Consider the following 12,460-nt stretch of genomic DNA (forward strand, 5'->3'; position numbering starts at 1 on the left):
CCGCGCCGATAGCCTTTCCGGATGAACTCCCGCCGTGCCGTCGTCGTGTGGGGCGTCGCGGTCCTCGCGTACGTCCTGGCGGTCGTGCAGCGGTCCTCGCTCGGCGTCTCCGGTGTCGACGCGCAGGACCGCTTCGCGGTCTCCGCCGCCGTCCTGTCCACCCTCGCGGTCGTGCAGATCGCCGTCTACGCGGGCCTGCAGATCCCCGTCGGCATCGCCCTCGACCGGATCGGCCCGCGCCGGCTCGTGCTGCTCGGCGCGCTCCTGCTGACCGTCGGACAGGCCGTCGTCGCGGTGTCACCGACGATCGGACCTGCCATCGTCGGACGCATCCTCGTCGGGGCGGGCGACGCGATGACGTTCATCTCGGTGATCCGGCTGCTGCCGATGTGGTTCAGCGGGCGGATCCTGCCGCAGATCTCGCAGTGGACCGGCAACCTCGGCCAGATCGGCCAGATCGCCTCGGCGTTCCCGTTCGCCCTGCTGCTGCACACCGCCGGCTGGTCGGTCGCGTACTCGGTCGCCGCCGGGGCGAGTGCCGTCGGTCTCGCCCTGGCGTTCGTGTTCGTCCGGAACGGTCCGGTGCCGGTGCGCACGGACACCATCCCGCTGCCGCTCCCGCACACGTGGTCGGGCGCGTTCCACACCTTCGGGCACGCGCTCCGGCGTCCGGGGACGCAGCTCGGCTTCTGGTCGCACTACGTCACGCAGTCCTCCGGCACCGTGTTCAGCCTGCTCTGGGGTGTGCCGATGCTCCGCGGGCTCGGCTACTCCGCGACCGAAGCGGCGGGCTTCCTCACCGTGATCGTCGTCGTGGGCTTCGTCGCCGGGCCGCTCCTCGGGATCCTCTGCGCCCGGTTCCCGCTCCGCCGGTCGAACCTGGTGCTCGGCGTCGTCGTGCTGCTCGGCGTGGTGTGGACGGCGGTGCTGCTCTGGCCGGACCACCCGCCGACCTGGCTGCTCGTGCTGCTCGTCGTCGCGATGGGCATCGGCGGTCCGGGCTCGCTGATCGGGTTCGACTTCGCCCGCTCCTTCAACCCGATGGGGTCGCTGGGGTCCGCGAACGGCGTCGTGAACGTCGGCGGGTTCCTCGCGGCGTTCGTGATGATGTACTGCATCGGCGTCCTGCTCGACGTCGTCTCGCGGGCGACGGGCGACACGGTCTTCGCGTGGTCGAACTTCCGGATCGCCCTCACCGTGCAGTACCTCGTCATCGGGTTCGGGGTGGCGATGCTCCTGCACGCGCGCCGCCGGACCCGCGCCCTGATGCAGGTGCAGGACGGAATACGGGTGGCCCCGCTCTGGGTTGCACTCGTTGCACGCCTACGGAAGCAGAGCGTGCAATAATGAGAGCCGGACCCGTTCGGGTTCCCCGTGTTCAGGTGCTCCTCAAGTGCGCCGGATTCAGTGGGGGACTTGACATGGGTCCTAGTGCTGCCCGGACAACGAGGACCAGCGACGCGGGGGAACTGCGGCGCGGGCCCTGGGCGGCGAGGGAAGGCCACGACCCCAGGAACGTGGCACGACGAGAGAGGTGATCGCATGGCTGCCCGGAGCACGACGATCGATCCCACGAAGGACAACGCCGACCAGGTGACGGAGGCTAACGCCACCGAGACCGACGGCACGGCTGCGCCGAAGAAGCGCGCCACCAAGACCCCCGCCAAGAAGGCGGCCCCGAAGAAGGCGGCAGCGAAGAAGCCGGCGACCAAGAAGGCCGCGGCGGACGACGACGCCGACGAAGAGACCGTCGAGCCGGTCGACGTCGACGCGACGGACGACACCGACGACGACGCCGAGGAGAAGCCGGCGACGGCTGCTGCCGAAGCGGCCAACGCGGTCGCCGCGGGCGCGCTCGTCATCTCGCAGTCCGACGACGACGAAGCACCGGTCTACTCGACCACCATCACGGGTGCGACGGCCGACCCCGTCAAGGACTACCTGAAGCAGATCGGCAAGGTCGCGCTGCTCAACGCCGAGCAGGAAGTCGAGCTCGCGATGCGCATCGAGGCCGGCCTGTTCGCCGAGGACAAGCTGCAGCACTCGACCGGCCTCTCGAAGCCCGAAGAGCGTGAGCTCCGCTGGGTCGCTCGTGACGGTCAGCGCGCGAAGTCGCACCTCCTCGGTGCGAACCTCCGCCTGGTCGTGTCGCTCGCCAAGCGCTACACGGGCCGCGGGATGCAGTTCCTCGACCTCATCCAGGAAGGCAACCTGGGCCTGATCCGTGCGGTCGAGAAGTTCGACTACACCAAGGGCTTCAAGTTCTCGACCTACGCGACCTGGTGGATCCGTCAGGCCATCACCCGCGCCATGGCCGACCAGGCCCGCACCATCCGCATCCCGGTGCACATGGTCGAGGTCATCAACAAGCTCGCTCGTGTCCAGCGGCAGATGCTGCAGGACCTCGGTCGCGAACCCACTCCGGAAGAGCTCGCCCGCGAGCTCGACATGACCCCGGAGAAGGTCGTCGAGGTGCAGAAGTACGGCCGCGAGCCGATCTCGCTGCACACCCCGCTCGGTGAAGACGGCGACTCCGAGTTCGGTGACCTCATCGAGGACACCGAAGCGGTCGTCCCGGCCGACGCGGTGGGCTTCACGATGCTGCAGAAGCAGCTCGAGAGCCTGCTCGACTCCCTGTCCGAGCGTGAAGCGGGCGTGATCCGCATGCGCTTCGGTCTCGGTGACGGCCAGCCGAAGACGCTCGACCAGATCGGTGACACGTTCGGCGTGACGCGTGAGCGCATCCGGCAGATCGAGTCCAAGACGATGGCGAAGCTCCGCCACCCGTCGCGGTCGCAGTCGCTGCGCGACTACCTCGAGTAGGCCGCCGCGGTGCGCTTCTTCATCCCGATCCTCATCGGGCGGATCCTCCGTGCCCTCGCTCGCGCGCGGGGCGGCGGGTCCGCCTACCCGGGCTACATCGTCCTGAAGCTCGTGCCGGACTTCCTCCAGCACGTGACGAAGCAGTTCCCGAACGGCGTCGTGTTCGTGCTCGGCTCGAACGGCAAGTCCACGACGACGCACATGATCTCCGAGATCGTCCGTGCGCACGGGCTCCGCGTGTTCACGAACCCCTCCGGCGCGAACCTGCCGCAGGGCATCGCGTCGGCGCTGCTGTCCGAGGTCTCCCTCGGCGGCCGACTCAAGGCGGACATCGGCATCCTCGAGGTCGACGAGGCCTTCGCCGTCGAGCTCGCGGGGATCCTGTCGCCCTCCACGGTGACGATGCTCAACGTGCAGGTCGACCAGCTCTACCGGTTCTTCGAGACCGAGCGCGTCGCGGCCATGATGCTCGACACGGCGGCACTGTCCACCGCGAACGTGATCACGAACCACGACGACCAGTTCCTCGACGCCTACGTCGGTGTCGACGGGCAGCGCGTGCTCCGCTTCGGTGCGAGCGCCGAGATCGTCGCGGCCGCCCCGAACGGCCTGCAGAACGCGGACGACTTCGGTCGGGCAGCCGGTTCGGAGACGGCTGCGGACTCCGTGGTCATCGAGAACCGCGGCGATGCCGCCACCATCGCCTTCGACGGCGCGGACATCCCGGTGCGCCTGCCCGCCCGTGGGCTGCACTACGCGGTCGACGCCGCAGCGGCCACGGCGACGGCCAGCGCCGCGCTCGGGGCCCAGTTCCGTGCGTCCTCCGTGACCGCCGCGTTCGCGAAGATGAAGCCGGCGTACGGTCGCGGTGAGCGGCTGCCCATCGCCGGCGAGTCCGCCGAGTTCACGATGTTCAAGAACGCCGCGAGCCTCCAGCTCAACCTCGACGCGCTGCCGGACCACCCCGAACAGGTGCTCATGGCGATCGACGAGGGCACGCCGGACATCTCGTGGATCTACGACATCGACTTCTCCAAGCTCGACCACGTTGACGTCGTCTCCGGGGACAAGGCCTGGCAGATCGCGATCGCCCTCGAGCACGCCGGCGTCCGGATCGGCCGCGTGGAGCCCGACGTCGAAGCCGCGATCAAGCACATGCAGGGCCTCGGTGCGACCACCAGCGGGACGAAGAACTTCATCGTCAACTACGAGATCATGATGATCGCCCGGAAGGCCCTCGGCCACCCGGACCTGGAGAAGACCGCATGACGGCCGAACGCCTGAGGATCCTGCACGTCTACCCGCGGCAGATGGGTGTGTCGGGGGACCGCGGCAACGTGGTGGCCCTGACGCGCCGCGCGGACGCCGCCGACATCCCCACAGAGGTGCTCGAGTACGCCCCCGGCGACGAGCTCCCCACCGCCGCTGACGTCGTCGTGGTGGGCAACGGCCCGCTCAGCGCGATGCGGTCCCTCGGTGCCGACGTGGCCCGGATCGCCGCACCCCTCCGGTCGTTCGCGGCCGACGGCGTCCCGATCGTGGCCGTCGGTGGCGGGTTCGACCTCGCGACGACCGAGATCGTCCCGACCGACGGTGCGCCGCTCGCCGGCTTCGGCGTGTTCGACGCCCGAGCCGTCCGCGGAGCCGAGCGCCGGGTGAACTACTTCGTCCTCGAGACGCGGTACCCGCTGCTCCCCGGCGCGTCCAAGCGGCTCGCGGGCTTCGAGGACCACGCCACGAAGATCGAGCTCGGCGCCGGGGTGACCCCGTTCGCGGACGTCGTCTCGGGTGGCGGCAACCAGGCCGGTTCCGCGGTCGAGGGTGCGATCAGCGGGACCTCGTTCGGCACCCACACCCAGGGGCCGCTCCTGCCGCTGAACCCCGCGCTCACCGACGCGGTCCTCGCGGCCGCGACGGCACGTCTCGGCCGCGAGTACGCGCCGGACCCGGAGCGCACGGCGTCGATCGACCGGTACGCGCGCGAAGCGCGAGCCACCGTCGACCGTTACGTCGACAAGGCGTTCAAGCGCATCGCCTGAGCGCGACCGAACGAACGAACGACGGGAGGCACGGTGCCAGCTGGCACCGTGCCTCCCGTTCGTTCTGGGTTGCGTCGCGTCGCGTCGGGCGCGACTACTTCGACTCGTAGAGTCGGCTGCTCTCGTCGTGCCACTCGATGGCGGTGGCGGCGAGCTTGTCCTTGAACTCCGCGCCGTGGTGGGCGCAGAAGAACAGTTCACCGCTCGCCATGGTGGCTCGGATGTACGCCTGCGCGCCGCAGCTGTCGCAACGGTCAGCAGCGGTGAGCTGGTGGCTGCCGAGTTCGTCGATGGAGAGGTCCTGCACGGTCTGGGTCATTGCTGTGCTCCTCACGGATCGCAGGTGGTGCGGGTCGGCCCATCCGCACGGGGTGCGGTCGGGTCCACCCATTTCAACACGTGCTGCCTGAATACGTCGCATTGTGGGACCCCCATTTCGCTGAGCGCGGATCGGCGGCCCCCAGTGCGAGTGTCAGCGCGGGGAGTGTCGGTGGTGCTCGGTATTCTCGGGAGGTGAGCTCCGACTACTCCGCACGCCATCTCTCCGTCCTCGAAGGACTCGAGGCCGTTCGGAAGCGTCCCGGCATGTACATCGGCTCGACGGACTCCCGCGGCCTCATGCACTGCCTGTGGGAGATCATCGACAACTCCGTCGACGAAGCCCTCGCCGGCCACGGTGACGAGATCGGCGTGCGGCTGTTCCCGGACGGCTCCGTCCAGGTCACCGACACCGCGCGTGGCATCCCGGTCGACGTGGAACCGAAGACCGGCCTCACCGGGGTCGAGGTCGTGTTCACCAAGCTGCACGCCGGCGGCAAGTTCGGCTCGGGGTCGTACGCGGCCTCCGGTGGTCTGCACGGCGTCGGCGCCTCGGTCGTGAACGCGCTGTCGGAGCGCCTCGACGTCGAGGTCGACCGCGGCGGCAAGACCTACGCGATGTCCTTCCACCGCGGCGAGCCCGGCACCTTCGACGACGCGAAGGGCATCGGCCCGGACGCGCCGTTCAGCCCGTTCACCTCGGGGAGCGAGCTCCGTGTCGTGGGCAAGGTCAAGAAGGGTGTCACCGGCTCGCGGATCCGCTACTGGGCCGACCGTCAGATCTTCACGAAGGACGCTGCCTTCAGCATGTCCGACCTGGTCAACCGGGCGCGCCAGACCGCGTTCCTGGTCCCCGGACTCGGCCTGACCATCACCGACGAGCGTCCGGCCGCGATCGAAGCGGCAGCCGCCCGGGCCGAAGCCACCGGCACCGCGGTCGACACCGGTCCGGTCATCGAACGCTTCCGGTACGAAGGCGGGATCGGCGAGTTCGTCGAGCACCTCGCCCCGGACACCGCGCTGACCGACGTCTGGCGCGTCCAGGGCACCGGGACCTTCACCGAGACCGTGCCGATGCTCGACGACAAGGGCCACATGGTGTCCACCGACGTCGAGCGCTCGTGCGAGGTGGACCTGGCGCTCCGCTGGGGCGGCGGCTACGAGACCGTGTTCCGCAGCTTCGTCAACATCATCGCGACGCCGAAGGGCGGCACGCACCAGGCCGGCTTCGAGAGCGGCGTGATGAAGGCCGTCCGCACCCAGGTGGAAGCGAACGCCCGCAAGCTCAAGGTCGGCCAGGACAAGCTCGACAAGGACGACGTCCTCGCCGGCATGACCGCCGTGCTGACGGTCCGGCTGCCCGAGCCGCAGTTCGAAGGCCAGACGAAGGAAGTGCTCGGCACCCCGGCGGTCCGGAAGATCGTCGACCAGGTCGTGTCCAAGCGCCTGACCGAGATCCTCACCTCGACGCAGCGCACCGAGAAGGCCCAGGCGGCGGCCCTGCTCGAGAAGGTCGTCTCCGAGATGAAGTCCCGGATCTCGGCCCGCGCCCACAAGGAGACCCAGCGCCGGAAGAACGCGCTGGAGAACTCGTCGTTGCCGACGAAGCTCGCGGACTGCCGCTCGAACGACGTCGAGGGCACGGAGCTCTTCATCGTCGAAGGGGACTCCGCCCTCGGCACCGCCAAGCTCGCGCGCAACAGCGAGTACCAGGCGCTGCTGCCGATCCGCGGCAAGATCCTGAACGTGCAGAAGGCCTCGGTCTCCGACATGCTCAGCAACGCCGAGTGCGCGTCGATCATCCAGGTCATCGGTGCCGGCTCGGGTCGCACGTTCGAACTCGACCAGGCTCGCTACGGCAAGGTCATCATCATGTCCGACGCCGACGTCGACGGCGCCCACATCCGGACGCTGCTCCTGACCCTGTTCTTCCGGTACATGCGCCCGATGATCGAGCAGGGTCGGGTCTTCGCCGCCGTGCCGCCGCTGCACCGGGTCGTCGTGGTGAACCGCGGCAAGCCGAACGACACGATCTACACCTACTCCGAGCAGGAACTGCAGACGCTCCTGAAGAAGCTCGAGAAGTCCGGCAAGAAGTACCAGGAGCCGATCCAGCGGTACAAGGGCCTCGGCGAGATGGACGCGGACCAGCTGGCGGAGACCACGATGGACCGTGCGCACCGCACACTGCGCCGGGTGAACGTCAACGACGCCGAGGGTGCCGCGAAGGTCTTCGAGCTGCTCATGGGCAACGACGTGGCCCCGCGCAAGGAGTTCATCCTCGCCGGCGAGGGCCTGGACCGCGACCGCATCGACGTCTGACGCGCAGGCGCCCGGCGGGCGGGCGTGCGCGCGAAGTGGTGGCGGAAAGCGACAGTGGTCGGCCGGAGACCGGCCGACCACTGTCGCTTTCGCGCACCAGAAGCGCGGCGCGGCGCGCGCCGGCGCGCGCGCGGCGCCTACGCCTCGCCGCGCGTGCCGTCGAGCGCCGCGGCGCTGCCGCCGATCGACCCGATGACCGCCTCGAGCGGGCTGCCCGAGCCGTCCCGCTTCGACAGCCAGTCGGGCAGGGTCCGTGCGGCCCCGTCGGCCCCGACCGCGTGCGGCGGCGCGATGCCCGCCCACGCCACGGTGAGCCCGTCCTCGCCCTTGAGGAACGCGTGCGCCCGGACACCCTGGGTGGCACGGCCCTTCGCCGGGAACTCCGACAACGAGGACACCTTCGCGCGCCCGGTGTCGGTCCCCGGCAGCGCCGAGGAGGACGCGGACACGGTGGCGACGACGGCGTCCTCGGAGGGGGCGACCGCGCCGAACCAGATCACCGACGCGCCCGCAGCCAGTGCGACACCGGCGACGCCACCGGCGGGGAGCCCCTGCGCGCGGACGGCCGACGCCGGGAACCGCAGCAGCTGCGCGTTCGAGGTGATGAACACGAGGTCGTCCGTCTCCGGCGACTGCGTCGCGCCGACGACCGAGTCGCCCGGCTTCAGGCCGATCGCGACGAAGTCCGGCTTGTCCGGCCAGGCTCCGGGGACGACCCGCTTCACGACGCCCTGCGCCGTGCCGATCGCGACCGAGAGATCCGAAGCGGCACTCAGGTCCACGATCGCGACCACGGACTCCGACCGGGGGATGCCGATGTAGTCGTTGATCCGGACGCCGGCGTCGAGCCGGACCGCGGCGGGCGGCACGGCGGGGACGTCGACGGGGGAGAACCGGACGATGCGCCCCGTGGAGGTCAGGGCACCGACCTGTCCGCGGACGGTGCTGATCACGGAGCCGAGGACGGCGTCGTGCTTGGAGCGCTTGGGCACCCGGACGACGTCGAGCTCGGACGACGGGATGTCGACGCGGATGATCCTCCCGGTGGTGGAGAGCAGCACGCGGCACGGTGCGTCCGCGACCTGCAGGTCCTCGGGGTTCACGACGGCCTTCTTGCCGCCGCGGACCGGTGCGTCGGCCTCGGTCAGCAGGGTGCGGCGCGGCGTGGCGAACTTGTCCGAGACCTCGGTGAGCTCGAGCGCGACCTGGGCGCGGAGCCGTTCGTCGGACGCCAGCAGCTCTTCGAGGGCGGCGATGTCGGCGAGGAGCTGGTCACGCTCGCCCTCGAGCTCGAGGCGGGAGAACTTCGTCAGGCGACGGAGCCGCAGTTCGAGGATGTACTCGGCCTGCACCTCGGACAGGTCGAAGACGTCCTGCAGGCGGGATCGTGCGGCTTCGGAGTCGTCCGAGGAGCGGATGACCTCGATGACCTCGTCGATGTCGAGGATCGCGACGAGCAGGCCCTCGACGAGGTGCAGGCGCTCACGGCGACGTGCCAGCCGGTACTCGGAGCGGCGCGTCACGACCGCGAGCCGGTGCTGCACGTAGACGTCGAGCAGCTCACGCAGCCCGAGGGTCTTCGGGGACCCGCCCACGAGCGCGACGTTGTTGATCCCGAAGCCCTCTTCGAGCGGCGTGTGCTTGTACAGCTGCTCGAGCACGGCGGTGGCGTTGAAGCCGGACTTGATGCCGATCACGAGCCGCAGGCCGTGGTTCCGGTCCGTGAGGTCGTTGACGTCCGAGATGCCGACGAGCTTCTTGGACTGGACGCCGTCCTTGATCTTCTCGATCACCCGTTCCGGGCCGACGAGGTAGGGGAGCTCGGTGACGACGAGCCCGGTCTTCCGGGGCGTCAGGTTCTCGACGGAGACCTTCGACCGGGTGCGGAACGTGCCGCGGCCGGTGGCGTACGCGTCGCGCACGCCGGAGAGCCCGACGATCGTGCCGCCGGAGGGCAGGTCCGGCCCCGGCACGTACTCCATCAGCTCTTCGAGGGTGGCTCGGGGGTTCATCAGCAGGTGCTTCGCCGCCTCGACCACCTCGCCGAGGTTGTGCGGCGCCATGTTCGTCGCCATGCCGACCGCGATTCCCGACGCCCCGTTCACCAGGAGGTTCGGGAACGCCGCCGGCAGCACGCCCGGCTGCATGATCTGGTTGTCGTAGTTCGGGACGAAGTCGACGACGTCCTCGCCGAGCCCCTCGGTCATCGCCATCGACGGCTCGGCCAGGCGCGCCTCGGTGTACCGGGCGGCGGCGGGGCCGTCGTCGAGCGAGCCGAAGTTGCCGTGGCCGTCGACCAGCGGGACGCGCATCGTGAACGGCTGCGCCATCCGGACGAGGGCGTCGTAGATCGCACCGTCACCGTGCGGGTGCAGCTTGCCCATCACCTCACCGGTGACACGGGCACTCTTGACGTGGCCGCGATCGGGCCGGAGGCCCATCTCGGACATCTGGTACAGGATGCGGCGCTGCACCGGCTTGAGGCCGTCCCGCGCGTCCGGGAGCGCGCGCGAGTAGATGACGGAGTACGCGTACTCGAGGAAGGAGCCCTGCATCTCCTCGGAGACGTCGACGTCCTCGATGCGCTCACCGTCGGGCAGACCGACTGCGTCCGTGCGTGCCATGGCACCTTCCTGCAGGCCCAGAACGATCCGGCCCAGCGTGATCTGGGAGACTTCTGGGGATGGCAACCAGCGTACCGACCACCCCCGACGACACCGCGAACCTCGCCGACGTGCTCCCGAGTTGCCTGGTGGCGCTCGGCGCCGCGGACGACGCGTGGGTGCGATCACACGGCCTGGAGGCACGGATCGCCCTCCGTCCCGCACGTTCCGTCGTCGTCGTCCTGGTCGACGGCCTCGGTGCGGGCTCCCTCGCAGCGCGCGCCGGGCACGCGCGGTTCCTGGCGGCCTCCCGGAAGCGCCTGCGCAGCGGGTTCCCCACGACGACGGCAGCGGCGCTCTCCACCCTGACGACCGGCCGCTCGCCCGGGACGCACGGCGTGGTCGGGTACACCGGCTGGAACCCGGACACGGGCACGGTGATGAACCTGCTCGGCGGGTGGGACTCCGAGGTCCCGGCCGGGTGGCTCCTCGCCCCGACGCTGTTCACCGAGGCCGCCGCGCTCGGCATCGACCCCGTGGTTGTGGGTCCGGCCCGCTACCGCACGTCGGGCATGACCGCGAACGTCCTCGGCGGCGCCCGGTACGTCGCCGCCGACGCGATCGCCGAGCGTGTCGACGCGGCCCTGGCGGAGACCGCCACGGGTCACTCGCTCGTGTACCTCTACGTCCCGGAGCTCGACTCGATCGGGCACAAGTCCGGGTGGCAGTCCGAGAAGTGGACCGCGGCGCTCGAACTCCTCGACGGCGAACTGGCCCGGCTCGACGCCCGCGTGGCGCCGGACGTCGGGGTGCTGGTCACGGCCGACCACGGGATGCTCGACGTCCCGCCCGAGGCGAACATCGCGATCGACCCCGACCTGCTGGCCGACGTCGTCGGGGTCGCCGGGGACCCGCGCTGCCGCCAGCTGAGCGTCGCGCCGGGGACCGACGTCCCCGCGCTGGTCGAGGCGTGGCGCACGCGGTACGGCAAGCGGGCGTACGTCGCCAGCCGCGACGACGCGGTCGCGGCCGGGTGGTTCGGCACGGTGTCCGACGCGGTGCTGCCCCGGATCGGGGACGTCGTCGTCGTGGCGCGGGGCTCGTGGGCGTTCAACGACGACCGGGAGCTCGACCCGCGCAAGGACCCGAAGCGGATGGTCGGGCAGCACGGTGCCCTCACCGACGACGAGGTGGGCGTGCCACTGCGGCTCGCCGGCGCCTTCGCCAACTGAACCACCCCGGTCACGCGAGGTGCGTGACCGGGGTGGTTCGAGCCTCCAGGGCCGCTCTCAGGCCATGTCGTCGTCGGGACGCGTCCCGAAGACGATCTCGTCCCAGCTCGGCATGGAGCGCCGGTTGCGCTTCTTGCGCTCCTGACGCGCCTCCGGTTCCGGAGCCGATGCCGGACGGCCGTCCGGCTGCGGTGCGGTGTCGTTCGTGTCGTCGAAGCCCTGCAGCGGGATGTCCACCACGCTGACGGAGCCGCGCGGCTCGTCGCGCTGGTCGGCGAAGGACACCGACTCGCGTTCGCCACGGCGACGCCGGAGCGCCTCGAGCAGGTCGGCGGTCTCGTTGCCCGGGGCGCGTTCCTCGATCTGCGCCGTGCCGATGCGGGGGAGCGGCGGACGGAGCGGTGCGCGGTCGGTGACCTCGGGGTTCGTGACGTCCTCGTCCGGCTCGTCGACGCGGAAGGCGCCGGAGTCGAAGCGGGTGCCGTCGGTGTCCTCGGGGTCGAGCTCGACGGCGCGGAGCCGCGGTGCGAGCCCCTCGTCCTCGGTGTGCGACAGGCGGTGCGCGTCGCCGTTGTCCGGCGTCAGCGTCGACGTCTTCGGGTCGAAGTGCCACTGGGCGTCGTGCTCGACCTCGGCGGCGGTGTAGCGGACCTGCACCATCCAGCCGTTCTCGACGTGCTTCCAGCTCGACCACGCGACACCGGTGGCGTCGCCGGTGTCGAGCCGGGCGGTGATCGCCTCGCCGAAGGTGTCCGGCGTGCTGTCGTCGACGGGGGTGACGGCGACGCGGTGCGCGGCGTCGAGGATGAAGGCACGCTCAGCGAGGACGGGGCCCTCGAAGCGACGGACGTACTCGACGTCGACGTCCAGCGCGGCCGCGACGTCGGTGGCGTCGGCACCGCCCCGGATGCGCGCCTGCACGTCCTTGGGGGACACCCGCTTCTGCGGCGTGCCGTCGGGGTTCGCCTGCCGGACCTGCCCCGGCAGCGCCGAGGTGACGGGCAACCGGAACTCGCTGCCGCCGTCGGTCGCGAGCAGGAGCGCCCCGGATTCCACTCCGATGACTCTCACGTCTTGCATGGTTCCGCCTTCCGATGCGTGCGTACGGTCGTGCGTCGTACCC

Annotated in this window: 9 protein-coding genes; 6 read left to right on the plus strand and 3 right to left on the minus strand. The window is 70.5% G+C overall.

Annotated elements, in window-relative coordinates; translation table 11 throughout:
* Window positions 1-21: 21 nt before the first annotated feature.
* From EDF55_RS01970 to EDF55_RS01985, 4 genes are all read left to right on the plus strand, one after another.
* Window positions 22-1,347 carry a nitrate/nitrite transporter gene (locus tag EDF55_RS01970; RefSeq protein WP_123653256.1) on the plus strand — a complete coding sequence of 442 codons (1,326 nt, stop codon included), beginning with the start codon at window positions 22-24 and terminating at the stop codon, window positions 1,345-1,347.
* A 195-nt stretch (window positions 1,348-1,542) separates the two neighbouring features.
* Entirely contained in the window at window positions 1,543-2,823 is a 1,281-nt protein-coding gene (locus EDF55_RS01975) for an RNA polymerase sigma factor (RefSeq protein WP_123653257.1), read from the plus strand.
* A gap of 9 nt (window positions 2,824-2,832) precedes the next feature.
* Complete coding sequence (locus EDF55_RS01980) at window positions 2,833-4,092, plus strand: MurT ligase domain-containing protein (RefSeq protein ID WP_123653258.1); 1,260 nt, start codon at window positions 2,833-2,835, stop codon at window positions 4,090-4,092.
* Entirely contained in the window at window positions 4,089-4,862 is a 774-nt protein-coding gene (locus EDF55_RS01985; protein WP_123653259.1) for a type 1 glutamine amidotransferase, read from the plus strand. The genes EDF55_RS01980 and EDF55_RS01985 overlap by 4 nt, the downstream gene beginning before the upstream one ends.
* A 94-nt stretch (window positions 4,863-4,956) precedes the next feature.
* Here the strand turns inward: EDF55_RS01985 and EDF55_RS01990 are convergent, their stop codons facing one another.
* Window positions 4,957-5,181, minus strand: coding sequence for a hypothetical protein (locus EDF55_RS01990; protein WP_123653260.1), 225 nt, complete (start codon window positions 5,179-5,181; stop codon window positions 4,957-4,959).
* A 194-nt stretch (window positions 5,182-5,375) separates the two neighbouring features.
* Between EDF55_RS01990 and EDF55_RS01995 the strand changes: the two genes are divergently transcribed.
* Window positions 5,376-7,502 (plus strand): type IIA DNA topoisomerase subunit B, encoded by a 2,127-nt coding sequence (locus EDF55_RS01995; protein ID WP_123653261.1) that lies wholly within the window; start codon window positions 5,376-5,378, stop codon window positions 7,500-7,502.
* 137 nt (window positions 7,503-7,639) lie between these two features.
* Here the strand turns inward: EDF55_RS01995 and EDF55_RS02000 are convergent, their stop codons facing one another.
* Window positions 7,640-10,126: a DNA topoisomerase (ATP-hydrolyzing) subunit A gene (locus tag EDF55_RS02000; protein ID WP_123653262.1), complete on the minus strand. Its 2,487-nt coding sequence runs from the start codon at window positions 10,124-10,126 to the stop codon at window positions 7,640-7,642.
* A gap of 59 nt (window positions 10,127-10,185) precedes the next feature.
* Between EDF55_RS02000 and EDF55_RS02005 the strand changes: the two genes are divergently transcribed.
* Window positions 10,186-11,337, plus strand: coding sequence for an alkaline phosphatase family protein (locus EDF55_RS02005; RefSeq protein ID WP_123653263.1), 1,152 nt, complete (start codon window positions 10,186-10,188; stop codon window positions 11,335-11,337).
* Window positions 11,338-11,394: 57 nt separating this feature from the next.
* On the opposite strand, the gene sepH is transcribed toward EDF55_RS02005, so the two are convergent.
* Complete coding sequence (sepH, locus tag EDF55_RS02010; RefSeq protein ID WP_185017053.1) at window positions 11,395-12,408, minus strand: septation protein SepH; 1,014 nt, start codon at window positions 12,406-12,408, stop codon at window positions 11,395-11,397.
* Window positions 12,409-12,460: the final 52 nt, after the last annotated feature.

Origin of the sequence: Curtobacterium sp. ZW137, from assembly GCF_003762905.1 — a bacterium.
GTDB lineage: Bacteria > Actinomycetota > Actinomycetes > Actinomycetales > Microbacteriaceae > Curtobacterium.

Bases quoted from the DNA above. Each gene is read 5' to 3' on its own strand.
- EDF55_RS01970 (WP_123653256.1), top strand. From the start codon at position 22: ATGAACTCCCGCCGTGCCGTCGTCGTGTGGGGCGTCGCGGTCCTCGCG.
- EDF55_RS01975 (WP_123653257.1), top strand. From the start codon at position 1,543: ATGGCTGCCCGGAGCACGACGATCGATCCCACGAAGGACAACGCCGAC.
- EDF55_RS01985 (WP_123653259.1), top strand. From the start codon at position 4,089: ATGACGGCCGAACGCCTGAGGATCCTGCACGTCTACCCGCGGCAGATG.
- EDF55_RS01990 (WP_123653260.1), bottom strand. From the start codon at position 5,181: ATGACCCAGACCGTGCAGGACCTCTCCATCGACGAACTCGGCAGCCAC.
- EDF55_RS02000 (WP_123653262.1), bottom strand. From the start codon at position 10,126: ATGGCACGCACGGACGCAGTCGGTCTGCCCGACGGTGAGCGCATCGAG.
- EDF55_RS02005 (WP_123653263.1), top strand. From the start codon at position 10,186: ATGGCAACCAGCGTACCGACCACCCCCGACGACACCGCGAACCTCGCC.